The organism is Chitinophaga sp. 9-1-y (genome assembly GCF_059511905.2).
The window spans coordinates 1,710,606-1,736,562 of record NZ_CM197955.1 but is presented as its reverse complement, the minus strand read 5'-3'; the positions used below and the strand labels follow the sequence as shown (position 1 = coordinate 1,736,562).

The 25,957-nt window shown below is 47.8% G+C and carries 19 protein-coding genes; 9 read left to right on the top strand and 10 right to left on the bottom strand.

The features are described 5' to 3' along the window. The first annotated feature begins 96 nt into the window (after window positions 1-96). The 8 genes from AC5ZC7_RS06840 to fucP all read left to right on the top strand — a co-directional run bounded on the left by AC5ZC7_RS06840 (window position 97) and on the right by fucP (window position 10,152). On the top strand, window positions 97-1,119 hold the full coding sequence (locus AC5ZC7_RS06840; protein WP_496160334.1) for a substrate-binding domain-containing protein: 1,023 nt from the start codon (window positions 97-99) through the stop codon (window positions 1,117-1,119). Window positions 1,120-1,210: 91 nt separating this feature from the next. After that, the gene (locus AC5ZC7_RS06835; protein ID WP_496160335.1) at window positions 1,211-2,347 is read left to right on the top strand and encodes a DUF2961 domain-containing protein; all 1,137 of its coding nucleotides are present in this window, start codon (window positions 1,211-1,213) and stop codon (window positions 2,345-2,347) included. 25 nt (window positions 2,348-2,372) lie between these two features. Further along, window positions 2,373-3,935 carry an aldehyde dehydrogenase family protein gene (locus tag AC5ZC7_RS06830; protein ID WP_496160336.1) on the top strand — a complete coding sequence of 521 codons (1,563 nt, stop codon included), beginning with the start codon at window positions 2,373-2,375 and terminating at the stop codon, window positions 3,933-3,935. A 153-nt stretch (window positions 3,936-4,088) separates the two neighbouring features. After that, window positions 4,089-4,862 carry an L-fucose dehydrogenase gene (locus AC5ZC7_RS06825; RefSeq protein ID WP_496160337.1) on the top strand — a complete coding sequence of 258 codons (774 nt, stop codon included), beginning with the start codon at window positions 4,089-4,091 and terminating at the stop codon, window positions 4,860-4,862. Window positions 4,863-4,874: 12 nt separating this feature from the next. Then, window positions 4,875-6,524, top strand: a complete 1,650-nt coding sequence (locus AC5ZC7_RS06820) for a UxaA family hydrolase (protein ID WP_496160338.1) — start codon at window positions 4,875-4,877, stop codon at window positions 6,522-6,524. 217 nt (window positions 6,525-6,741) lie between these two features. After that, window positions 6,742-7,974 (top strand): DUF6786 family protein, encoded by a 1,233-nt coding sequence (locus AC5ZC7_RS06815; protein ID WP_496160339.1) that lies wholly within the window; start codon window positions 6,742-6,744, stop codon window positions 7,972-7,974. Window positions 7,975-7,983: 9 nt separating this feature from the next. Then, window positions 7,984-8,844, top strand: coding sequence for a fumarylacetoacetate hydrolase family protein (locus AC5ZC7_RS06810; RefSeq protein WP_496160340.1), 861 nt, complete (start codon window positions 7,984-7,986; stop codon window positions 8,842-8,844). A 21-nt stretch (window positions 8,845-8,865) separates the two neighbouring features. Further along, window positions 8,866-10,152, top strand: coding sequence for an L-fucose:H+ symporter permease (gene fucP, locus AC5ZC7_RS06805; protein WP_496160341.1), 1,287 nt, complete (start codon window positions 8,866-8,868; stop codon window positions 10,150-10,152). A 58-nt stretch (window positions 10,153-10,210) separates the two neighbouring features. Here fucP and AC5ZC7_RS06800 read toward each other — a convergent pair whose 3' ends face one another. From AC5ZC7_RS06800 to AC5ZC7_RS06775, 6 genes are all read right to left on the bottom strand, one after another. Further along, window positions 10,211-11,344 (bottom strand): hypothetical protein, encoded by a 1,134-nt coding sequence (locus AC5ZC7_RS06800; RefSeq protein WP_496160342.1) that lies wholly within the window; start codon window positions 11,342-11,344, stop codon window positions 10,211-10,213. Window positions 11,345-11,373: 29 nt separating this feature from the next. After that, complete coding sequence (locus AC5ZC7_RS06795; RefSeq protein WP_496160343.1) at window positions 11,374-13,176, bottom strand: RagB/SusD family nutrient uptake outer membrane protein; 1,803 nt, start codon at window positions 13,174-13,176, stop codon at window positions 11,374-11,376. A gap of 8 nt (window positions 13,177-13,184) precedes the next feature. Then, on the bottom strand, window positions 13,185-16,268 hold the full coding sequence (locus AC5ZC7_RS06790) for a SusC/RagA family TonB-linked outer membrane protein (protein WP_496160344.1): 3,084 nt from the start codon (window positions 16,266-16,268) through the stop codon (window positions 13,185-13,187). 110 nt (window positions 16,269-16,378) lie between these two features. Next, window positions 16,379-18,934: a GH116 family glycosyl hydrolase gene (locus tag AC5ZC7_RS06785; RefSeq protein WP_496160345.1), complete on the bottom strand. Its 2,556-nt coding sequence runs from the start codon at window positions 18,932-18,934 to the stop codon at window positions 16,379-16,381. Window positions 18,935-19,144: 210 nt separating this feature from the next. Next, window positions 19,145-19,867, bottom strand: a complete 723-nt coding sequence (locus tag AC5ZC7_RS06780; protein WP_496160346.1) for a metallophosphoesterase — start codon at window positions 19,865-19,867, stop codon at window positions 19,145-19,147. Between the two features lie 100 nt (window positions 19,868-19,967). Then, window positions 19,968-20,840, bottom strand: a complete 873-nt coding sequence (locus AC5ZC7_RS06775; protein WP_496160347.1) for an NAD(P)H-binding protein — start codon at window positions 20,838-20,840, stop codon at window positions 19,968-19,970. Between the two features lie 93 nt (window positions 20,841-20,933). Here AC5ZC7_RS06775 and AC5ZC7_RS06770 point away from each other — a divergent pair, with 93 nt between their 5' ends. Beyond that, window positions 20,934-21,857, top strand: a complete 924-nt coding sequence (locus AC5ZC7_RS06770; protein WP_496160348.1) for a helix-turn-helix domain-containing protein — start codon at window positions 20,934-20,936, stop codon at window positions 21,855-21,857. Window positions 21,858-21,861: 4 nt separating this feature from the next. Here AC5ZC7_RS06770 and AC5ZC7_RS06765 read toward each other — a convergent pair whose 3' ends face one another. The 4 genes from AC5ZC7_RS06765 to AC5ZC7_RS06750 form a co-directional block, all read right to left on the bottom strand. Next, window positions 21,862-22,062: a hypothetical protein gene (locus AC5ZC7_RS06765; RefSeq protein WP_496160349.1), complete on the bottom strand. Its 201-nt coding sequence runs from the start codon at window positions 22,060-22,062 to the stop codon at window positions 21,862-21,864. 642 nt (window positions 22,063-22,704) lie between these two features. Beyond that, window positions 22,705-23,598 carry a DMP19 family protein gene (locus tag AC5ZC7_RS06760; RefSeq protein ID WP_496160350.1) on the bottom strand — a complete coding sequence of 298 codons (894 nt, stop codon included), beginning with the start codon at window positions 23,596-23,598 and terminating at the stop codon, window positions 22,705-22,707. A gap of 23 nt (window positions 23,599-23,621) precedes the next feature. Then, on the bottom strand, window positions 23,622-24,044 hold the full coding sequence (locus AC5ZC7_RS06755) for a hypothetical protein (protein ID WP_496160351.1): 423 nt from the start codon (window positions 24,042-24,044) through the stop codon (window positions 23,622-23,624). A 218-nt stretch (window positions 24,045-24,262) separates the two neighbouring features. Then, a complete protein-coding gene (locus AC5ZC7_RS06750; protein WP_496160352.1) occupies window positions 24,263-25,954 on the bottom strand; it encodes a RagB/SusD family nutrient uptake outer membrane protein in 1,692 nt (563 codons plus the stop codon). Window positions 25,955-25,957: the final 3 nt, after the last annotated feature.

Genomic DNA, 25,957 nt, shown 5'->3' with positions numbered 1-25,957 from the left:
AGTGCGATGAAACCCTCACCAGGTATATATCTCCCAAAAAAAATAAAAAAAACAGGAAAAAAACTTGCTTCCTTAAACGTTTAAGCATATTTTTAAATGATGAAGAAGGTTTCACTGAAAGATATTGCCACCGCAGCAGGTGTGTCTACCGCGTTGGTATCTTATGTGCTGACCAACAAAGAAAAAGAGGCCCGGGTGGGAGAAGAGATCGCTAAGAAGATCCGGGAAATAGCCCGCAAGCTGAATTATCAGCCCAATCATATTGCCCGCAGCCTGAAGAGTGGGCGGTCGTTTACCATTGGTTTAATTGTGGCCGATATTTCCAACCCTTTCTTCGCCAATGTGGCCCGTACCATAGAAGATGAAGCGAAGCAACATAATTATACGGTGATTTTCGGCAGTTCTGACGAAAACGTGGATAAATCCCGCGACCTGATTAATGTATTAATTAACCGGCAGGTAGATGGATTAATCATTACCCCTACCGAAGGATCGGAAGAGGATATCCGGCAACTGAAAGCACAGAAGATACCTTTTGTGTTGATAGACCGTTTCTTTCCCGACATTGATGCCAGCCATATTGCGGTAAATAATTATGAATCGGCTTACCAGGCGGTGTCCCATCTTATTAAAACGGGGAGAAAGCGCATTGGCATGGTGGGATACAAAACCAACCTGCATCATATCAGCGAGCGGAAACGCGGCTATAAAGAAGCCCTGCAGCACCATCATATGCCAGGGGCCAATACCTTGCTTAAATCGGTTCGCTATTCGCATTTAAAAGAAGATATTGAATTGTCCATTGATCAATTGTTGAGTGGGCGGCAACCGGCAGATGCCGTGTTTTTTGCCACCAACAGCATTGCCATGGCGGGATTGAAATATATTAATTCGTTAGGGATACGCATTCCGGATCAACTGGCCGTGATCACCTTCGATGAAGGAGAGGCACTGGACCTGTTTTACTCGCCCGTTACTTATGTACGGCAACCCATCCTCGAAATAGGTAAAGCAGCGGTGCGTGTGCTACTGGAAGAAATCAAAGACAGTAAAAAAGCAATTGAACATATTTGCATCGATACCACACTGGTCGTGAGAAAGTCCTGCGGACAACGCTAACCTTTTCGTCACGCCCTTTGAGGAAGATGCCGCTGGTTTTACCACTATGCTTAAACGTTAAAGCAACCTTATTGCTAAAAATCCACTGATCATGAAAAAACTGCTGCTACTATCATTATCTGCCTGTTTAACCTGGGCCGCCACCGCACAACAATCCTTCAATGGATTAGACATGAACATGGGGAACTTATTCCGTCTCTCCAACGCCAAAACCCGCTCTATCAGCCCGGAAAACCTCACCGGCGAACCCGGCAAAGGCGGCATGGCTACCCTGGAGCAGGGTAATGCCCGCGGCGCCGCCCGGGAACTGGGACAAGGCTGGAAAGTAAATCCCTACATTTTTATTGAACCCGGCAAAACCGTTACACTGGCAGAAATGAGCGGCCCCGGCGCCATTCAGCATATCTGGATGACACCCACCGGCAACTGGCGCTATTCTATACTCCGCTTTTACTGGGATGATGAAACTACCCCATCTGTAGAAGTACCCGTAGGCGATTTCTTCGGCATGGGCTGGGGAGAATATGCTCCACTCAGCTCTCTCGCCGTTTGCGTCAATCCCGGCAGCGCCTTCAACTGCTACTGGGCCATGCCTTTCCGCAAGAAGTGTAAAATCACCATGGAAAATATCAATACCGAACGCATGACACTCTACTACCAGGTCGACTATACGCTGACAACCGTGCCTGAAGATGCGGGTTATTTCCATGCACAATTCCGTCGCAACAATCCCGTGAAAGAAGGGTCTTTCACCATGCTGGACGGCGTAAAAGGACAAGGACAATATGTAGGCACCTATCTCGCCTGGGGCGTGAATAACAATGGCTGGTGGGGCGAAGGGGAAATTAAATTCTTCATGGACGGCGACACCAAATTTCCTACCATTTGCGGCACCGGTACGGAAGATTATTTCTGCGGCTCCTACAACTTTGACGTTAAAGGCAAATACAATGAATTCTGTACACCTTATACAGGCTTGCACCAGGTGATCCGCCCGGATGGTTTATATAAATCGCAGCAACGCTTTGGCCTGTATCGCTGGCATATCATGGATCCTATCCGTTTTGAAAAGGAACTGAAAGTGACCATACAGGACCTGGGCTGGCGCAGTGGCGGTCGTTACCTGCCACAACAATCTGATATCAGCAGCGTAGTATTCTGGTACCAGCGTGAACCACATGCCCCCTTCCCTAAACTGCCTGCGATGAATGATCTGGAAGTAAACTAACTATTCAAATAAAAAATTCAGGAAGATGAGTCGAGCATTGTTAACAGGATTACAACTGATCGGAAATAATTTTTCGGGAGAAGGCGATCAGCTGTTCCGGGCATTTGATCCCGTACAGCAGCAATGGTTGCCGCAGGAATTCCGCGAAGCCACTACCGGTGAAATAGATGCGGCCCTAACGCTGGCCGCCAAAGCATTTATCACCTATAAAAAAACAACACCATCGCAGCGGGCCGAATTTCTCCATGCCATCGCGGATGATATTGTTTCCTTGGGAGATGAATTAATACAGGTAGCTGCGTCGGAAAGCGGGCTCCCACTTACGAGGCTACAGGGCGAAAGAGATCGTACTACGGGGCAGTTGCGGTTATTTGCCAACACCATTGCAGAAGGATCCTGGGTAAATGCACGCATCAACACCGGCACGCCGGATGTACGGCAAATGCAGATTCCTCTTGGCGTTATCGGTATTTTTGGCGCCAGCAATTTTCCGCTGGCCTTTTCTGTAGCCGGTGGCGACACCGCCGCCGCACTGGCTGCCGGTTGTCCCGTAGTATTCAAAGCACATCCCGCGCACCCGCACACCTCGTACCTGGTAGCCACCGCCATCCGCAAAGCCGTGTTACGCACACAAATGCCGGAAGGCGTGTTCTCCATGGTACACGGCACTTCCCATGAAACCGGTCAGTACCTGGCCGCGCATCCTTTGGTATCCGCCATTGCCTTTACCGGCTCCTTCAAAGGCGGCAAGGCACTATATGATACGGCTACACGCCGCGCCGTACCCATCCCGGTATTTGCGGAAATGGGCAGCGTAAACCCGGTGTTTTTCCTACCGGGAATATTACGGGAGAAAGGACCCGCCCTGGCCATGCAACTGCTGCAATCTGTGATCCTGGGCACCGGACAATTTTGTACCAACCCGGGATTGTTTATTACCCCCGGCGATGAGGCCACCACCGCATTCATCCAGGCATTGCAACAGGGCATCGGAACTTCGCCGGCCGGGCATATGCTGACACCGGGCATCTTACAGGCCTATCAACAACGCATACACGCGTTGCAGCAACAGGGCGTCCTTGTATTAGGCGCCGCCATCCCGGCACCACAACAAGCTACTCCTCACCTGCTGCAAATCACCGCGGAAAAAGCGCTGGAGAAACCACAGCTATTGGAAGAGGTATTTGGTCCGGCCTCCTTACATATTCATGCCGGCAGTATTGCACAGGTATATGCCGTGGCGCGTCAACTGGAAGGTCAGCTCACCGCTACTATTCACGGTACGCCCGACGACCTGCAGGAACATGCCGGTTTGATCGATATTCTCCGGGAAAAGGCCGGCAGGATTATCATCAATGGTTTTCCTACAGGCGTGGCCGTTAACCATGCCATGGTGCACGGCGGCCCCTGGCCCGCTACTACACCGGCAGCAGGTACTTCTGTAGGTACCGCGGCCATCTATCGTTTCTGCCGGCCGGTATGCTACCAGGACTTCCCGGCTTACCTGTTGCCACCGGAATTACAGGATCATAATCCCATGCACATCTGGCGATTAGTAAATGGTGAGTTTACAAGAATTACGGATTAAGAATTACGAATTACGGATTGGTAAGAAGATATAAGCGAATAGCATTTGTATCTGTTTCTGACAAATCCATAGTTCCTAACGCTCAATTCGACATACGCTTATATCTCCCCACCAATCCGTAATTCGTAATTCTTAATTCGTAATTCAATAAAAATGGACTTAGGTTTAAAAGACAAGGTCATCATTGTAACCGGCGGCGCCAAAGGAATTGGTGCGGCCATCACTTCCGTACTCGCACAGGAAGGCGCTTTGCCTGTTATTGTTGGCAGAAGTAAAGAAGATAACCTGCAACACCTCGCCCACATCGGAGGGAAAGGTGCACAGGTAGTAGCAGAACTCACCGACCCTGCTGCCTGCCAACAGGCCGTGGCAGCAGTTGTAGCGCAATATGGCCGCATAGACGGACTCATTAACAACGCCGGCATTAACGATGGCATTGGGTTGGAGAATGGCTCCTACGAAGGGTTCATGCAATCGCTACACCGCAACCTGGTACACTACTATCTCATGGCACATCATGCGCTGCCATACCTGAAAACCAGTAAAGGCGCCATTGTTAATATCACCTCTAAAACGGCAGAAACCGGGCAGGGCAACACTTCTGCCTATGCCGCCGCCAACGGTGGCCGCAATGCACTTACCCGCGAATGGGCCGTAGAATTACTGCCTTATAGCATCCGCGTAAATGCCATTGTAGTAGCCGAATCCTGGACGCCACTCTATGAAAACTGGATCAACACCTTTGAAGATAAAGCCGCTAAACTGGCCAGCATCGTGGCACGCATTCCACTGGAAAAACGCATGACCACGCCGGAAGAAATTGCGCAGATGGCGGTGTTCCTGCTATCTGAAAAATCCAGCCATACTACCGGTCAGCTGATTCATGTAGACGGCGGATACGTACACCTCGACAGATCGTTGTTATAAATCATTATCATCATGAAACAAACCACGCTAAAAATACATCCGGCCGACAATGTATGGGTAGCCCTGCAAGACATTCCCGGCGGCACCGCAGTGACCTGCGGAAATGAAACGGTAACGGCCATACGTAACGTTGCCGCCAAGCACAAAATAGCCGCGCAGCCTATTGCCAAAGATGCTGCCATTAATATGTACGGCGTGTTGGTAGGCATTGCCAACGAAGACATTCCCGCCGGAGAAGTTATCACCACGCAAAATATCCGGCATGCCTCCGGGAGTTTTTCGGTGAGCGGAGAACGCCAACAGCACTGGACTGCACCGGATATCACCCGCTGGCAACACCGCACCTTCAACGGCTACCACCGCAGCGATGGCCGTGTTGGCACTGGCAACTACTGGGTGATTATCCCATTGGTATTTTGTGAGAACAGGAATGTACAATTGCTGCACGAAGTACTGGTAAAAGAACTGGGCTACCGTAAACAACCTGTCTACGAAGCCATGCTGCAACAGCTCCTACAGGGCTTCCGGCAAGGCACCCCTACCGATTCCGTTACGATTACAGATTACACCACGGATACCATTCAGCCACTACGTACATTTCCCAACATCGATGGCATCAAACTGCTCACACATACTATGGGCTGCGGCGGTACTAAACAAGACGCCCGTACGCTTTGCGGTATCCTGGCCGGCTATATCACCCACCCCAACGTGGCCGGAGCCACGGTGTTGAGTCTCGGTTGCCAGAATGCGCAAATCGATATGCTGAAAGAAGAAATCGAAAAGCGGGTACCTGGATTTGACCGCACCGTAATCTACCTGGAACAACAACAAACTGGTTCTGAAAAAGCACTGATGACACAAGCCATCCAACAAACCTTTGATGGACTGGCCAAAGCCAATAACTACCAACGTCAGCCTGCTCCCCTCAGCAAATTATGTATAGGCATGGAATGCGGCGGCTCCGATGGATTTTCCGGTATCTCCGCCAATCCAGCCGTAGGGCGTGTAGCCGACACCGTGGTAGCATTGGGCGGCTCCGTGATCCTTTCTGAATTTCCGGAGTTATGCGGCGTAGAACAGGAACTGAGCGACCGCTGCGTAAATGCCGAACTGGCCACCCGTTACGTACAACTGATGCGCGACTACGCCAGCAGCGCAGAGGCCGTGGGATCCGGGTTTGACTCAAACCCTTCTGCCGGCAACATCAAAGATGGACTCATCACCGATGCTATTAAATCTGCCGGCGCCGCCAAGAAAGGCGGCTCCTCTCCTGTTACGGATGTCATTGATTATCCAGGATGGGTACAACGCCCCGGTCTTGCATTGTTATGCACACCAGGCAGTGACGTGGAATCCACTACCGCTGAAGTAGGCGCCGGCGCCAACATCGTATTGTTTACCACCGGCCTCGGTACCCCTACCGGGAATCCCGTAAGCCCCGTGCTTAAACTATCTACCAACAGCAAACTGGCTGCTAAAATGCCAGATATCGTTGACCTGGATACTGGCGCCATCATCAATGGCGAAGCTTCGCTGGATGAGGTGGCAGCAGATATACTGGAACTCGTCATTGCCACCGCCAGCGGGGAATACGCCACAAAAGCACAACAGCTAGGACAAGATGATTTTATTCCGTGGAAGAGAGGAATATCGCTCTAGCTGTTAGCCATTAGCTATTAGCAGTTAGCTGGTGTAGAAGGATGGTAGCGAACAACGGATATTGGAAGGACTTATTTTATTCCGTGGAAGAGAGGGACATCGCTTTAGCTGTTAGCTGTTAGCTGTTAGCTATTAGCAGTTAGCTGGTGTAGAAGGATGGTAGCGAACAGCGGATATTGGAAGGACTTATTTTATTATTCATTTTAATTCCATTGATATGAAATCCATTTTTATCTCCGGTTGCCTGGTTGCGGCATTAGCTGCATGCAACGGACCGGGCGCCACGCATGAACAACATAATATGAAACCGGTCAACTTTGGTGAAGACGTTAGCTTTCTGCAGCAACATTTAAAAAATGTAGTGGTATTAAAACATGCCGGCGACAGCGGCCGCGTAGTGATTACCGGCGATTACCAGGCAAGGGTGATGACCAGTACTACCGGAGGCAGCGCTGGCAGAAGCTTTGGCTGGATCAACTACGGCCTGGTAGCTGCACAAAAATTTGCCCCACATATCAATGCATTCGGCGGAGAAGAACGTTTCTGGCTGGGACCGGAAGGTGGGCAGTACGCGCTGTTCTTCCCTCCCGGAAAGTCTTTTGATTTCGCTAACTGGCAAACGCCGGGACTGATCGACACGGCACATTATGCACTCACAGCACAATCTGATACCGAGGTAACCTATCAGCAGGATGGCATCTTACAAAATTATTCCGGCAGTACTTTCAAAGTACATATCAACAGGAGTATACGTCTTTTAGGAAGTACAGATATCAGCAGCAAACTGGGATTTGCACCGCCGGTGGGCATCAGTAGCGTTGCCTATGAAACGGATAACACCGTTACCAACAGCGGTGACAGCGCCTGGCAGGAACAAAAAGGATTGCTGAGTATCTGGCTGCTGGGGATGTTCAAGCCATCTGATCAAACCGCTATTGTAGCACCTTTCCAGGCCATCCCCGATGCCAAATCTCATATCACAGATGATTACTTTGGTAAAATTCCGCCGCAAAACCTGTTGGTAAAAGACAGCCTGCTACTGTTCCGTGCAGATGGCAAATCCCGTGGCAAACTGGGCTTGTCGCCGCTGATCGCGAAAAGAGGCGCCGGCAGCATCGACCTGGAAAATAATACGCTCACGGTGTTATTCTACGAAGTAGTGCCAACTGGTCGTTATGTAAATTCAAAATGGGAATTACAAAAAGAACCGTTTAAAGGCGATGCCGTTAACTGCTACAATGATGGCCCTTTAGCCGATGGTACGCAAATGGGACCTTTCTATGAAGTAGAATCTTCTTCCGATGCCCGCGCGCTGAAACCGGGAGAATCCCTGCGTTATCAACAAGTGACCATGCATTTTGAAGGCGACCGCAAAGCCATGGAAGCCATGGCTGCACAGCTCTGGCAATTACCTTTACACGATGCCGAAAATTTTCTGCATCACAAATAGCTTTTTCATATGGACATCATCCGCATCTATAAAACTTCTGCTGCCTTGCTGGTTTCCTACCAGGATCAATATTATACGGTAGCTGCCAACTGGAATACCTATGTAAACAGAACCGGCCTGTTTGATTATGTACTGGCTGATTTAAAAGGTAAAACACCTGTACCTGCTGCCATTGCAGAACAACTATTAACGGCTGACTTACTCCCCCCGATTGGTGTACAGGAAGTATGGGCCGCTGGCGTTACCTATTACCGGAGTCGTACCGCGCGCATGGAAGAATCGGAAATCTCCGGTGGCGCTACCTTTTACGATAAAGTGTATGTAGCAGAAAGACCGGAACTATTCTTCAAAGCCACGCCACACCGCGTTTCCGGCCATGGGCAAACCGTGTATATCCGTGAAGATTCTTCCTGGGATGTACCGGAACCGGAACTTACTTTGTTCATCAGCAGCCAGGGTACCATTGAAGGTTATACCATTGGCAATGATATGAGTTCCCGTAGTATAGAAGGCGAAAATCCCCTGTACCTGCCGCAGGCAAAAGTATATGAGAAATGCGCCGGACTTGGCCCCTGCCTGATGGTACCCAGTGTACCTATTCCACCGGATACCGTGATCAACATGGCTATTTACCGCAACAACGAAGTACAATACGCCGATAGTGTGCCCATTAGTCAAATGAAACGCAGCCACCAGGAGTTAGTGAATTTCCTTTACAAGGGCTGTGCCTTCCCGGAAGGTTGCTACCTGATGACGGGCACCTGCCTGGTACCGGATAATAGCTTCACGCTGCAAGACAACGATCGTGTAGAAATCAGTATAGATCATATTGGCCGGCTGGTCAACGAAGTGCAGACCTGCCGGCTATAACCCATCATCAAACCCGCTTTTATGGATTCCACTACGATTGATGTAAAGAAAGGGGCCACCGCGGCCCCTTCCGGCAACAGCTCCGTGAAAGTTGCTACTGTACTTATTATCAGCCTTTTCTTCCTGTGGGCGCTTACCGGCAACCTCATTCCTGTACTCATTCCTCACCTGAGAAAAGCCTGCCAGCTGAATGATTTTCAATCCGCCTTCATTGACGCCGCTTATTGGATCAGTTACTTTTTCTTTGCCCTGCCCGCCGCATGGCTTATGCGTAAATGGAGTTACAAAACAGGAATCATCACCGGGCTGTTAATAGCCGCTGCCGGTGCCGTATTATTTTTTCCTGCGGCAGAATGGCGCTCCTTCGGGATGTTCCTGTTTGCCCTGTTCCTGGTAGCCGCCGGTATGACCTTCCTCGAAACAGCGGCCAATCCCTATATTACCATCATGGGATCGCCGGAAACGGCCGTGCAGCGGCTTAATTTCGCACAAGCGTTTAATGGGCTGGGCGCATTTGTGGCGGCGTTTTTTCTCAGCAAGGTTATTCTCTCCGGTAAAGAGTTTACACATGCGCAACTGAACAGTATGCCGCCGGATGTGCTCAATGCCTACCTGTTGTCTGAAGCACGTTCCGTACAAGTGCCGTATCTCGTTATTGCCGGTGTATTATTACTTACTGCGGTACTGTTTATGGTGGTGCGTTTTCCACCCATCCAGGAAGAGCATAGTGATGGCCTGCAAATCAATTTTCGTGTATTCAGACACGTGCATTTTCGTTGGGGCGTGATCGCGCAATTTGCGTACGTAGGCGCGCAGGTATGCATTTCCAGCTTCTTCATCCGGTATGCGGGGTATAGCGGGCATATGCCGGAAAAAGAAGCAACTACGCTGCTGGGCATCCTGTTGTTATGTTTTATGATAGGAAGATATGCCGGTACTTTCCTGATGCGGAAAATTGCCCCCCGTCGTTTATTGTTGTGGTATAGTATGGCCTGTGTATTACTACTATGTTATAGTGTAGGCGTTGGCGGTAGAACTGGTGTATACCTGCTGCCTGCCGTGGAATTTTTTATGTCGATTATGTTTCCCACCATTTTTTCGTTAGCTATCCATGATCTGGGCAATGAAACCAAATCGGCATCGGCCTTCCTGGTGATGTCTATTGTGGGCGGGGCATTGATACCGCTGGGTCTGGGAGCCGTTAGTTATTACAGTAATGTGCAGCTGGGTTATATTGTACCGTTGATTTGTTTTGCGGTAGTGGGTTATTATGCCTGGCGACATGCACTCCCGGTTATTAAACAATGATGCCACAACAGGCCACGCCTAAAGCGTGGCCGTCGTGGCTATGTGAAAGGTTAAACGGTTACTCCGACAACAATTGTTCGACGGTTTTGCGGGTGAGGCCAAAATAAAATTGCTGGCCACTATGATATTGTTGTCTTAATTCAAAGTTTTCGAAAGAAGGGCCACCGGGAATATTGATGTATGCGGATGGATCGCCGTTGGCGCCACTCCAGTATTTGGCGCGCCCATTCACTCTTGTCTGTAGCGAAGGATCTACGTGTGCCGCTGCTACCCGCCAGTATTGTGTTAATTTATAAAACGGGCGATAGCGCCAGCCCCATTTAGCGGTATAGGCCGGTGTTTCCGGCCAGGCACTCAGTTCATTTAATGTTTCATCGGGTTGTGCCATCACGATTACATCGCCGCTATGATTGCGTAATAATTGTGGTAATGGATAAGCCGCCTTCTCTATAAAATTAATATCCTGGTAGCCCGCGTATAATTTACGGGCATTCACGATGGAATCCCGCAGGAACAAATTTCTCAGGCGGGAATAATTGCCCATGGTAGCCGTTACCCCACAACGCTCCATCACCGCGCTGCCTGGCTGCTGAAATACTTCTATGCACAGTTCTTCCGGCCGGCTGCTATGAATACTCAACCGGAGATAAGGATGCGCTCCATGGATGAATTTCTCCATAAAAACATAGAGGTACAAAATGGTATTCCCCGGATGTTGGGCATCTGCAACGATCTGGCTCAGTGTATCTGTTACGATTACACCGCGCGTGCCTGCACCCGCTAAAAACCTTGCGGGGTCAGCGGTTTCACCGGCCCACATCAGCTTGCCCCATTTACCATCAACCTGCGAAGCGGATATTTCACTGAATTCCATTTTTCCATTTACTATCGGCTCAATAGCAATATAGTTGATATGGTAAATGATACGTTGCCATTCATAACCTATCCGTAACAATCCCCTGGGACCGCCATCATTGCCGAGCCGGGGGTTCTCAATAGCAGCAGGCCAGAGCGCCACCACGATCCCGTTGCGGATACCCCATACCGGCGGGCTTTCCGCATGCTCCGGCCGTATCCATTCCGTAGTAGCCTGTTGCGCGAAAAGTCCTACCGGTATACTAACGATCACGAGTATACTAAAAATCCGTCTGCTTAGCCTGCTGATACCACAGGGGTGGATGGCGTTTTTCATCTTACAAAAACCTGATATGACAAAATAGTTTACCAGCCTGGATTCTGCACCAGGTTAGGGTTTTTATTGATTTCCGTTTGTTGTAACGGCCATAAGTAATGCTTAGGCGATACAAACACGCGTTTTTCTATGACTGTTCTTTTATAAAAATTATCGTCGTTGAGTGCAGCACCGGCGCCAATGTTCATGCCGTGTATTTCTTTGTTGTCTATATCCCCGGCGGTTTTCCAGCGATGGGTATCAAAGTAGCGATGCGCTTCAAAAGCCAGTTCAATACGGCGTTCATGATGAATACGTTCCCTCATTTCGTTCTGCGACAAGCCGGTGGCGAGTCCTGGTAAACCAGACCGGTCGCGGATCGCATTTACATATTTGTATACATCTGGTACCGGGCCATCTGCCTCATTGAGGGCTTCTGCATAGTTTAAATATACTTCACCCAAACGATAATAGATCCAGGTATTTAGCGAGAACCTGTTTTGGAAGATATCGGAGGTAGGGTTCACCATTTTCTTCATCAGGTAACCGGAGATGCAGTAATCGGAACCAGCCCTCCTTCTGCCGTCCAGCCCCTCATTCCAGAATTGTATGCCACGATTTTTCCAGATGGCGCCATTAAAATTGATGCTTGCATAAAAGCGGGGTTCCCGTTTCACGTACATATTCCGCACGCCGGCAGGATAGTAATCTTTCGGATGTTTATCAGTTACATAACCGGTTTCCACATATCCGGATGCGGCATTGATAATAGGTGAACCATCTGCCTGGTAGCCGGTTATAGGGCGCAGCCCATTTTCCATTTCATAATCGTCTACCAGTTCCTGGGTAGGGCAAAAAATGGAGTAACCACCATAACTGATTGGGTTGCTGCAGCGTTCAAAATGCGAGTGTTCACCAGCATTACGGGCAAACAATACTTCTGCATTATTCCGTTCTATAAATACTTCCTGGTAATTGCGCACCGGGTCGTTAGAAGCAGAGCGATACAGTTTATAGCCGTTGGCTTCTGCCCCGTCTATACAAAGTTTAGCAGCTACTGCGGCGGCTCTCCATCTTTCTTTATCATACCCCGGAAAAAGAGAGGTACCGTCTTTGTCTTTGATACCGGTGTAATCAGGGTTCCCATTCCACAGAGGGCTGGCCATGTACAGCAGGGCTTGTGCCTTTAAAGCCATGGCAGCGGCTTTGGTAATGCGGCCGTATTTATCGGGTGTAACGCTCCAGTCCAGCAACCCGGCTGCCTTATCACATTCGGAAGTAATAAAGCCAATCACTTTATCGATGGGGGCGCGGCGTATTTTCGTATAGTCTTCACTGAGGGTATAAGCGTGATCACCAATGGGTATTGGGCCATAAATGCGGGCCAGCATAAAATGATAAAAGGCTCGTAAAAAAGTAGCTTCTCCTATCCATTTTTTCCGGTCTTCTTCCGGCATGGGCACCAGTGCTACATTTTCCAAAAATATATTGGTTTTACGGATGCCTTCATACATATATCCCCAGATATCCGGGTAGTAATCGTTGGCGCTCCAGGCGCCTGAATTCAACAGGTGTGAATAGGCGCCGAGGAAAGTGATCTCCATTTCATCACAGGCGCCAGTAAAGGGATTGCGCTGATCCCAGTCTGCCGCCCCCAACATTACGGGAATATTGCTATAGGCGGAAGAGAGAAAGGCTTCAGCATACTTTCTTTCTGAGAATACTTTTTTAATATCCAGGTCTTCATCCGGCGCCTTTTTCAGGTAGTTTTTGGAGCAAGATGGCAGCAGGAGCATGCTCAGCAGCAGCAGGCAAAGTTGTTTTGATAAGATGGCAAATATATTTTTCATCATGGAATGAGTTAAAAGGTGAGCTGGGTACCAAAATTCACGCTACGCTGCAAGGGATATCCGCCGGTACCATATTCTGATTCCGGATCTATGGCTTTTATTTTATCCCAGGTTACCAGGTTGAAGCCGTTGATAAATATTCTTATTCCCTGCAGGCCTGGATTCCGTCCTGGTTTCAGGTGAATGTTATAAGCCACTTCGGCGCTTTTCAAACGCAGGTAGGCCGCATTTTGCAGGAACAAGGTAGAGGTGCGGTTGTTGTTGGGATTTTCCAACGGCGATACCCGCGGGTATTTGGCGTTGGGATGGTCAGGTGTCCAGCGGTTATCATAGTATTCATGCAGGATATTGAAAGTACCGAGGCCCATCTGGAAGGCGTACATCGAAGGACCATCTACAAAAAGGCTGGCTTGTGCTGCGCCTGTGAAGAAGAAACTCAGTTCAAATCCTTTGTAACCAAAGCTGGCGCCGGCGCCGTACACTATTTGCGGCGTTCTTGGATAGCCGATAGGAACGCGGTCGTAGTCATCAATCACATGATCCCCATTCATATCCTGGTATTTGATATCACCAGGTTTTACCCGCTCCATGAAATTTTGCTTCGGACTTTTGTCGATATCTGCCTGATCTTTAAAGAAGCCCAGCGCTACCAATCCCATGGGCTGATCGATGGGTTGGCCTACAAACGACTGGTAGTCGTACTTCGGAATGGGATCATCATTTTGTGTGCAGATACTACGGGCATAGGTAAACGTACCCCTGATGTTATAATAAAGTCCGCCGCGGGTGGTACGCTTTACTTCCAGCATTGCATCTACGCCGCTGTTCTTTGCTTTACCCAGGTTCGCATACGGCAGGATGCCCGGGTTATAACCCGTTACCCGCGGAATCACACCGCGCTGAATTAAAATGCCGGTTCTGTTTTCTTTGAATCCATCTATCTGCAGGGTGATGGCGCCATTGAGCAATTCGAGATCCAATCCCAGGTTAGATTTAGTGGCTACTTCCCAGGTGACATTATCATTTCCCAGTTGCGCTTCATCGAATCCCTGGTAGAAGCGTTGGTTATCTCCGAAGAGGTAAGACTGGCCGTTGCGGTTAATGGTAGTGAGAAACAGGAAGCGGCGGATGTCTGTACCGATGCTGATTTGGTCGTTACCCACCTGGCCGTAGGAGCCCCTGATTTTGAGGTTTGAAATAGCTTTGATGGGCCAGAAATTTTCGTTGCTGATCACCCAGCCTGCTGATACGGAAGGGAAGAAACCATATTGTTTTCCTTCGGGAAAATTCTCGGAGCCGTTGTATCCTGCATTTACTTCTGCGAGGTAACGGTTTTTAAAATTGTAGGTGATGCGTCCGGCGAGGCCCTGGCGGCGATAAGGCAGGTTGTTAATGGTGCTATTGGCCGTTAAATCGATGTATTCGCGGCGATTACCGAGGATCATGCCTGTTACGTTATGCGCGCCGAAGCTGCGGTTGTAGTTCACCGCCAGCTCCGTATATACGGCACGGTTAGCCCGGTTGATGACCCTGTATCCCATGGGTTGTTCTTCCCGGATGATGGCATATTTGTCGTTGCCGCTGTTGTCTTTGCCCAGGTATTGCTGAATGGCGTACTGTTTATTTCTTTCTGTGGAAGCAAAGTAAGTATGATCGTAGGAGAACATACCCCGTACGGACAGGCCTTCTGTGACGAGTGACGACAAGTCCCATTTACCGCTGAACGTACCTTGCAGCGTATTCATATCCTGCCGGGTGTAACCCGCGCGGGTAACGAATCCCCAGGGATTGTTCTGCAGGTACGACGTAGAGGCGCCGGCAATAGAGTTATCCGGATTTACTTTTGGATAGTTAATGGGAGAGGTAATTTTCAGGGCGTCAAAAATATCAGGCGCACGGGTGCCCGGGTAGTTACCTTGTTGAATCACGCCACCAACGCCCAGTTCCAGGCTGATGGTTTTGGATACATTGATATCTACATTGGAGCGGAAGTTATAGCGCTTCATTTGCGCGTTGGTTTTGTACGCATTGGCAGGATCCTGTTTGTAGATACCATTCAAAATCGTATAGCCAACATTGGTATAGTATTTTATGATTTCATTACCGCCGGTTACGCTGAGATTATTGATGCTCTGGAAGGTATTTTTCTTCAGTACTGCATCGGTCCAGTTAACATCGGGGTAGAGATACGGGTCGGAATGATCTTTAAATTTTTGCAGTTCTTCCGGTGTATATTTTAGGGGAAGATTATCATTCCCCAATGCTTCATTTATCAGGCCGGCATATTCGCCGCCGTTAATATAATTGGGCAGGCGCAGGGCGGTGAGACTGGCATTTTCTGTACGGAATATAACTTGTGGCTTCCCGGTTTTCCCTCTTTTGGTGGTGATGAGGATAACGCCGTTGGCGCCTCTCACGCCGTATACGGCGGTAGCAGAGGCATCTTTCAGGATAGAGAAGCTTTCAATTTCCTGGGTGTTGAGATTGTTGATATCCCGTTCTACGCCATCTACGAGGATCAGCGGACTTCTGTTGGCCCAGGTACCGAAGCCGCGGATAAATACGGCAGCGCCATCGTATCCGGGTTCGCCGGAGCTCTGGCGGGTAATGATGCCGGGCATACTGCCGGCTAATGCATTTGATAAAGAGGGTGTAGCAATGCGCTGCAGGTTATTCACCGGTACGCTGGAAATGGCGCCTGTTACAGAGATTTTCTTCTGCTTACCAAATCCAACTACTACCACATCTCCCAGGGTGCTGGATTGCTGCTTCAGGGCAACATTTAATTCCGTTTGATTACCTACTGGTATTAGCTGGGTTTCATAGCCCACGTATGTAAATACCAGTGTTACATTTGGTTCTACTTTAATAGCGTAGGTTCCATCGGGATAGGTAGTAGTACCTACCGGTGTACCTTTTACCACTACATTCACTTCCGCCAAAGGCTTGCCGGTGGCGAATGCGGTGACTTTCCCGGTGATTACTTTTTGTGCGGATACGGTATAGATGATCGTGAAAAAAAGGAACAGGAAAACCAGGCCTGCTTTTTTAAGGCATCGCGACATGGATGGTCTTCCTTGCTGGGAAGCTTTCATAAACGTGTGGATTTTGGTGATTTTCTTTTACTTAATCGTTTAAGCAACAAAACCTTACAATCTGTCTAACGGGAAATGCCTGTCTTATGAGTCCCTGAAAAAGATGTGTACTATACGGATAACGGTATTTTTTTTCCATTCACGATGGCGTGGGTAGCGGGGATAGCGCCATAGGCCACCTGCAGCGAGGGAATACCTTTTTTCCAACTGACGGTACCGAAGCCTTTCTCTGTGGCGAGGAAACTGCTGAAATCCCCGATGCGTGAGTCGATGTAAAGGAGGTTTTCTACCGCATCGTAGCGCAGGCCGGTGAGTCCCTGCAACAGTCCGTAGCTGGACATGGCCCGGGCGTACCAGTGGCCGCATTCGTATTCATTGAAAGGATTGCGCACCGTGCCGTCGTAGCGTTGTCGGCAAGCCTTTACTATCTCCAATCCTTTTGCTACCTCTCCCTGGAACATCAGGTGAGACGCCACCTGGTATTCGATGCCGGTCCATACTTCATTGCTGTATACAAACGGGAGCGACAGCATGCCACCTTTAGGCCAGGAGCATAGCAGTAGTCCGCCTTCGTTGCCGAGGGCATAGGTAGAGCGTTGTGGGTTTACGTGCTGGCTTAAATCTTTCTTGAGGTTATAGCGGTGTACTGCCAGTAAATGACTTTTTGTTTTTGCAGGATCTGCGGGTTCTTCCATGCCGCATACGCGGGCCATCCAGCTGCCGAGAATACCGTCTGACAAACAGCCATCGCCGTACTGGTATTTAGGTCCTTCTTTTTGTAGCAGTGCCACAGCCTCCTCTGCATACTGCGTACTGAAAGACTGTGCCTTTACGGGATCGGGCGCATTTAGGCCGGTCCATTGAATTTTTTGGATGAAGTATTCCCCGTTGTAGAGAGTGGTTTCCAGTTGTTGTTTTCCTTTCTGATAAAGCGCAGTGTAGGTGGCCACATCTTTACCCAATGCAGTGCCCATTAATGTAAATGCCTGCAAAGCACCGAGGTAGAAACTGGTACACATCCCGGTGGCACCCCAAAATTCAATGTCATAGGTGTTGTGATGGGGTTCTTCCACCAATCCCTTGCCGCGGGGATCCCAGGTGCGGATGCAGTAGTCCATGCTTACTTTCACCAATGGATACATTTGTTGCAGCCATGCAGTGTCGCCACTGATGCGCCATTCGCGGTATACTTTCATGATACCGCCCAGTTGTCCGTCTGCTGCGGAGTGAAAATTATGTACCAATGGGGAAATGGGGATGTTGGCCCTGAATCCCTGGTGGCCTTCGTTATTTTGATTTTCGTGGAATTCGGTGTGGCGTAAACTTCTTTCCAGCCGGGGAAATAAATGTGGTACGGCCTGTGCGTAATTCCATACGTGGGTGCAGGTACCATGGCAACTCCCCCAGTTATCGCCGGATCCTTCCCAGCACCAGAAGCGGCCATCGTATTGGCGCATGACCGTAGCTGATTTCAGGATGGTGAGATTGGCGGCCACTGCTTCTACTACTTCCGGTGGTAACGTGCTTTTATAGAAAGTGTCGGTGAATAATGCGGTTTTTTTATACAGGTCGGCATAATTCATCTTCCAGTAATCTGTTACTTCGTTTATATTCTTAAACCGGTTACTGTACCAGGGTTTGTAATAGTTGCCGAATGTGCTGGTAGCGTTATCGCCTATACGAAGTTTTGAATCGGGTACATACCAGGCCATCATCAGGCGGATAAATTTCTTTTCACCGGGCTTCAGCCGGAAAGGCACAAAGAGGGACGCACCAGGAGCGTCCTTGTCGACCGGCGGCGTATTCCGCGTGTTGCCATCTTTCAAGGTATTCCATACCATGGTCAATGGATCAAACCAGCCACCGCGGAACCAGCAGTGATCGACCACCGTTTCCGGTTCGGTAGTGAAAATGGCAAAGTGGCCTTGTTTCTCCACCGCTTGCTCTGGCGCTTCCTGCGATAAAATAAATCCATTGGGCATGGCTTTCACGGTGTGCCCGGTATCGGCTTGTCGCATAAAATTGCGGGCATTATAAGAGAAGATATAATTTTCTGTTTTGCTGCCGGCGTTGGTGAAATGATATTCCATTGCGCCTATTGGCATGCTGGCATGGTCTTCATCGCCGGGAATGAAAGGACTCCAACCTTTTACGACCACTTGTAGTGGAATGGCAGGATCTTTCAGTTGTATATCGGCAAAGGGAAAGCGGGCTTTCATAGTGGCGTCCTTAAAGCGGGGCAGTCCCCAGGTAGCGCCACCCGTGCCGCCTAAGCCGGCATCGCGTTGTCCAAATTTTTTCCAGTCGGGCACCGCACCTTCCAATACGCGGGCTGCGCCGCCTTTGATGCTGATAGCAGCAAACATGGCGGGTTCGTAAAACATTTCCGGGTTGTGCCGGATAGACATATGAGAGATAGCGCCGGTGCCTTCCAGGCAAAACATGCCGGCGCCAATACCACCAATGGGAAAGGCGATGCGGTTATTATATTTTCCTGCGTAGGCGTCATTAAAGCGGCGGCCATCAGCTGGCGAGGGTGTGGGCTGTTCTGTTGTTTCATCTTCCGTGGTGGGCTTTCCCAATGCTATTGCTGGCAGTGCAGAAATTCCCAGGCAGGCTACGCCCATATTTCTCAGAAAAAAACGTCGGTTGTTACTTTTTTTCATGTATCTGTGGTTTTATAAAAGCTGCCGGCAGATGTGGTGGCCGGCTATTATATAAGTGCAGCTCCGGAGCTGGCGTGTGCTACTTCTTCCCTGTTTTTCATACCCGTGGCACCCATTTGCTTAAACGTTTAAGCAAATGGACAATAAAAAAAATTACTTTATGCAATGAAACTAAAATAATTTATCTGAGCATCCAAATTTTTTTTGAGATCAGGATCGTTGTTTCAGCATTACTTCGGTATCAATACCATCTTCATTGATTTCGATAATCCGATAGCCGAAGAATTTATAATCCATTTCCAGGGTAGCCGCCTCTTTTACAAATTGTACAGAAACGGCTGGTGTCACATACTGTTGAATATGCCCCTGCGTTTGTTCATCATCGAGGTGAAGATGTCCGCAGAAAATGTATACGTTGTGTGGATGTTGCTTCAATACGGCGGCAATATCATCGCGGCCTTTCAGCGGATAGGCGCGGTCTACTTCTGCCTCAACGCCGAGGATAGGATGATGTACAAACAGGATTATTTTTTTATTGGTCTGCATTTCCTGTTTGAACCATTCCAGTTGTGCAGCACTGATTTCTTCTGAGGAAGAATCCAGGAAAATGTGTTTGTAGCCGTCGTGTTCCTCTGAATAGTACATCTCCTCCCTTCCCGATGGCAAAGGGTTGTAGTAGGTAATTACTTCTTTGAATTTGTCGTGATTACCCAGGGTAATCTTTACACTACCGGCATATTGCCGCAACAGATCGAAGGTAAAAGTATGCGAAGCTTTATCTCCTATATCGCCGCCAATCACCACATTTTTAATACCGGCAGCGTGTACTTCCTGTAGCATATTTTTGATGTCTTCCCTTACATTCACGGGAAAATTTGCGAGCCCGGCTTCATCGAGGTGGGGATCTGTAATGTAGGCGATCACATTTTTCATATGAGTGGATTATGATTAAATATAAGAATTCCTTTTCTAAAAAAACAGGCAGCCGACCCACAATAATGTAGGTCGGCTGCCTGCTTAAATTTTCGGATTTTTACTTAAACCAGGCGGCATAGTCCTGCACAAAAGCTTCCGCTGTGCGTGCCGGTTTCCGAAGAATATCTGACACCGCACTACTCACCATTGCGGCCCCGCCATTGCGTTGCACTTCTATGTACGCCATAAACGTTTGTACCGCCCAGGGAGGTAATCCTTTTTGCTCCAACTGTTGCCGGCCTTCTTCCAGCGTGAGCGGGATATACGTCACCAGCTCCGCTGTCAATGCACTCAGCATTGTTGCCAACTGTGCATAATTGATGGCCTCCCCACCTGTAAGCATATACGTTTTCCCGTCATGACCTGCCGGTGTTTTTAAAATCGTACCCGCTACTTCTGCAATATCTCTCACATCAATATATGCCCGCTTTCCATCGCCGGTAGCTTCCCCAATCGTACGCTGCGTTTTCACCCGCTGGGAAAATTCTCCCAACCAGTTTTGCATAAATCCTGTAGGTCGCAATATGGTCCAGGGAATACCGGCCGCTTTCAGATAATCCTCCACGGCGCCATGCGACGCGGCAATAGCAGAACGGTCAATGCTGCTACCCACCGCAGCAGAAGAGAGCTTCACAATATGCGTCACGCCTGTTTCCGTGGCCACCTGGATAACCTGTTGCTGCTCTGTCACGAAATTAGCACCCATACCCGATGACAAAAACACCGCACTACTATGATCCATCGTTTTGTATAAACTGGCTTTATCAAACATATCTGCTTCTACCCACTCCACAAAAGGCAGTGCTACTGCCCTACTTTTATTACGCGTCACGGCAATAGCCGGGATACCCGCCGCTGATAGAAATTTGAGCAATGCACTACCTATCTTCCCGGTAGCCCCAAATACGGTGACATACTGATTGTTTTCCATTTTATTGATTTAATTTAGTAGGCCAAAGTTAACCGCCTGCTGCCCCCACCGGTTAACGCAAAAGGAAGTTTCATCAACGCAAAAAGAAGTTTTATGCTCAACAGTTGCCACACAGGTAGTACCAGTTCTGCCCCCGTACAGGAAAAGCAGGTTCGCCTCCATGACGGCACCGGGTTTCAGATCCAACTGGAAGAATTATCCCTCCGGGAAATTGATTTTCGCTGGGGGAACTACCATAACCCTGCCTCCAAAGTGATGACCTTCCAACCCGCTAAAAAAGCCATTGTATCTCATTTCCGGCTACAGGATGATACGCCCGCTGCGGCTGCCATACCGGAAAAACAATTTGTGATATACCGGGAATCACCAGCCTCTTATGAATTAACGGTAGCAGCTACCCCTCACAAAAACCGTTTATTTTTTGAGCTGATGTTCTCAGAAAATTTCTATCAGCAACTCTTCACAGAAGAAAGTCCCTTTATGCGGCGCTTCCTGCAGGATGCTACCTTTAACCAGCCCTCCCCTGCCTTCACCGCTCAAATGCTGCCTGCCATGCAGGGTATCATTAACAACCTGCAACAAGCTCCTTACCAGGGTCATCTGAAAGCAGTATACCTCGAAGCCAAAGCCATCGAGCTATTTCTGCTGCAAGTGAAACAACTGGATGATATACATCTCCCTCCAAAAAGCACCTTGCCGGCAAAAGATATAGCAGCCCTATACGCTATCCGCGATTACATCACCCAACATTTTGACCAACCATTATCACTCATACAACTGGCGCGCAAAGCCGGTATCAACCAGATGAAACTTAAAACAGGTTTCAAAGAGTTATTCAACACCACCGTATTTGGATACCTCAGCGATATCCGGATGCAGGAAGCCAGACGATTATTACAAGAGGAGAAACTATATGTGAGCGAAGTGGCAGACAGAATTGGATATAAACATCCACATCATTTTACAGCGGCATTCAGGAAGAAGTTTGGAGAGCTACCAAGGGATATACGGAAATAAAAAATTAGCGACAGTAGTATATTACGATAGCAACTACTATCCCGGTTACTATCATACCAATTACGCCGTCTATATCATTATCGTCGAGGAGTACTTCTTTGTATGTTCGTTTTCTTCCGGTAAATATCCATCTGAAGAAAGCACCAGGAATGGCGAAGATAATGAAAACGAAAGCCTCGATGACTATTTCCAGGAGATGATGCATAGCTAAATATTCATGCTGAGAAACTTATTTTTTGGAAATCAGCTGAGTGTCAATGACAGGAATATCAATAACATCGACACTACAAACTGTATATAAAAAAGATATAGACAAACATTCCCTGTCTTCAATAATAAATTCATCTTCTGCGGCTGCTCTTTACTAATAGGGCTGGGGATGATGTACTTTACACTTCTGACATGCTTCCCAATAGAGAAAAATACATATCCCAAGGATCGACCATGCGCCCGGTCGTAAAAAATGATCCTTAACATAAGGAAAAAACATGTCAATATTATTGCCGTGTTTAAAATGAGATCCATACTAATGATTTAAATATGTAACGCAAGTTCCTGCACTAGTCCGGCTCCCTTGCTGATACTCCCTACATTGGCGTATCCGTTACTTGTACTTTTCAAAGCGACAAAATCAAATTGTCGCAAATATTTATCAGGATTTGTCTGCCTTTTTATTAACTGTACTTTTTTCAATTAACATATCCAATGTGCTTCCATTTCTTCTTTACTGTCAGTTCAAAAGCCTCTGTCATTCCATCATCTCCGAATAGTCCCAGGAGAACGATAGATTCAAATATTACCTCGGATAAATTGCATGGGTAAATATTGGATTAGTTAAAAAAGTGATTTACTTTCGATATCTCGTCACTAAAATATCCATTAATAATCCTTCCATCTCCTTATATAGTATTTCAATACTTTCAGCTGGTAACTCATCTGCCAGTTCAAATGCTATGGTCTTCTCCTGAAGAATTTCCCCAGATGACCGGATAATTAAAAACTCCAGATGCCAGTTTTGATCTGCCTTGTCAAGGGAAACTGTCAGTGTCGGACCATGATCTTCCGTGGTATACCCCTCCAAATTATCCTGGTACATTAAATCTATTACTTCCACAATATACTGGACTCCTTCATTCAGATAGTGATTTTCCTGCCTGACACTGATATCTCCCATATCTTTATCCCGAAGCCGCGCCTCAAAACTAACAACCAGGTTATTAGTGAGAAAAGATAATCTATTATCCAGTTCCGGCATACTAAACGCCTTAAATACGACTCCAATACTTTGATAAAAACCTGGTAACAGCTCCATTAAGTTCTCCTCTTCATGGCTATAATATTCTGCATCCAATTTATCCAGTATCGAAACAGAAGTATCATTATGGAAAATAGCCAGGTCCCCGGAAAGCATCTTTTGCATAAAAACGTCTTCCGGATCTTTATCTGCATTTACTATTGCGAACGCACGTTCAACAATCGCCATCTTTTTAAATGCTCCTACATGCTTCAACGCCGCCACAGTTGCAGCGGCGAATATTCCATATCGATTTGTAAAATACTGATGGAATCCACCATTATATACCTGCCCTTCCAGCACTATCAGCAAGTAAGTCACGCTATGCTGAACTGACAGGTTCATAACATACTGATACCAGCTATCATCCTCCAGTTCAAACCATTCCTCCCTCAATCCCTCTATAGCGATAGAAAATGCCTGATGAACTTGTCCTTTACCATCCATATACTATTTTTTACATCAATCACTTACCGGATCATTATTGGCAGATTAAAACGATCCAATCTCAATGCAGCTCTTCTATACTTTTTCAAAATAAAGGGCGAATTATATGCTGCTAAATATGCAAACACTTTGTAGCTTCTTCCTACTACAAAATCATACCTCAACAGATGATCAGATATAATCAATTCCATCATTATATAATCAGGAATATGTCCGAAGTCGCCCTTTAGTCTTGATAATATTTTAATATTAACAATGGCGACCTTATCATCTCTTTTTCTTTCAAGCTGGTATTTTGGATTTATCACGTTAACAGTATCAATACTATATACTTTTGCCGTGAATTCATGCGTATAACTCTCTTGTTCTTTAACTGTGGGAGATTGCGCATATAGGCAGGATATAGTAAAACAGATAAGCAGCAGTATAAGAATTCTTCTATGCATAATTAAAGCCCTGGTCTGAACAGGTATGGCCGTAGCAGCAAATTATCATGATAAATACAGGCATTATCAAAGATTTATGAAGGCTTCTCTTGTTGGCATATATCCTATAAACATACACATAATACATGTGCGTCAACAACGAAAACCTGGTATCAGGATGAAGGTATAAAAATATTCACACCTTATAAAACAAATCCACCATTTCGTTATGCGAACTACTAATACAACGGATTCTGCACTATCTTCGGATCCGTCTGTGTTTCTATATACGGAATCGGCCATAAATAATCCCTTCCCGGGTTAAACGTCCGCACTTCTACTACACGCATATTCGCCCTATTCGCCACCTGGCTGTAATCCGCGATGCCATTGGCATCTATCACCGGTGCACTGGCCAGTAATCCTCTCGGTACGCGGCCATACAACGGGCCTTTCATCACTTTCTCTGCAATCTTCCAACGACGGATATCAAATAAACGGAAACCTTCGTATGCTAACTCGTACATCCGCTCTTTGCGCACAGCAGAACGTAATTCCGCTTGCGTGGCAGTTACAGGTATTGCAGGCATGTTTACACCAGGCCGTTGCCTTACCGCGTTAATCGCCTGAAACGCGGAAGCATCCAGCTCTCCGGCTTCCATCTTCGCTTCGGTATAGGTAAGTAATACTTCGGCATAGCGGATCAGCGTGAGGCTCATAGTAGACTGACGCATGTTGTCTTTATCTTTCAAATCTATATACTTACGCCAGCAATAGCCGGTGAAAGAAGCGTAAGCATTCACTGCGTCCTGGTTCACAATACGGGTGGCAGGAGTAGTGTTATAATTCCAGCACATGAGGCTGTCTTTATGCGTTTCAAACTGGTAGTTAAAAAATATGGACCCCGGTAATGCAATCGTGTAGGCCAGCCTGGGATCCCGGTTCTCAAAAGGATGCGCCGGATCATAACGGGGCGATTTATCGATGGTTAGTCCGTCGGTGCATTCATAGCTGTCCACTAAAGATTGCGAGGGCACTTTGTTGGAAGCACCGCCGGCATTGCGGCATAGAATAGGATAAGGCCCTCCCCAGTTGATAACGGGTAATTGATATTGCAGGGCAAGAATGACTTCGGCGGAATTTTTATTATCATAAGAAAACAAGCGAGGGAAATTATCTTCCAGTTTATACACGTTCAGATCTATCACCGCTTTGGCTGCGTCGGCAGCTACTTTCCATTTCTCATTGTACAAAGCTACTCTGGCTTTAATAGCCAGTGCAGCACCCTTGGTAGCCCGACCGGCATCTACAGCAGTGTAGGTAGCTGGTAGCGCAGCAGCGGCGCTGTCTAGTTCCTGGAAGATAAAATCAAGTACTACCTGTTTATCACTACGTGGAATTTGCGCTGTTTCCAGTGTAAGCGTATGCGTTACCAATGGTACGCCACCGAATAAGGAAATAAGTTGTTCATACATGTAGGCACGGACAAACTTTGCTTCGCCTATGCTGCGCCTGAACAAAGTAGCATCTGTGACAGATTTCACTTTATCCGCGTTGTCGAGGATATAGTTACAGCGACCAATCACCTTGTAAAAATCCGTCCACAGCCCTTGTGTATAGGTGTTGTTGGCGTCATGGTTGCCGGTACCAATTTTCTGCAAGTCGCTGGCATTGCGTTCATAACCAATATCAGTGGCGGCATCCAGCATGAAACTGATGTTTGGGCCTTCCAGCTGCCCCGGGTCATATTCGTCCATCGGCTTGTTCATGGCGCGGTACAGGCCATTGACGGCCAGCAGCAGTTCATCCTGGTTTTTGAAATAAGCGGCATCAGAAGGGCCGTTAAGCGGACTTTTATCGAGATAATCTTTATTGCAGGCTTGTGCGGCCAGCAGTGTGATCAGGAGTATGTAAAGAAGATAATTTCTCATAAC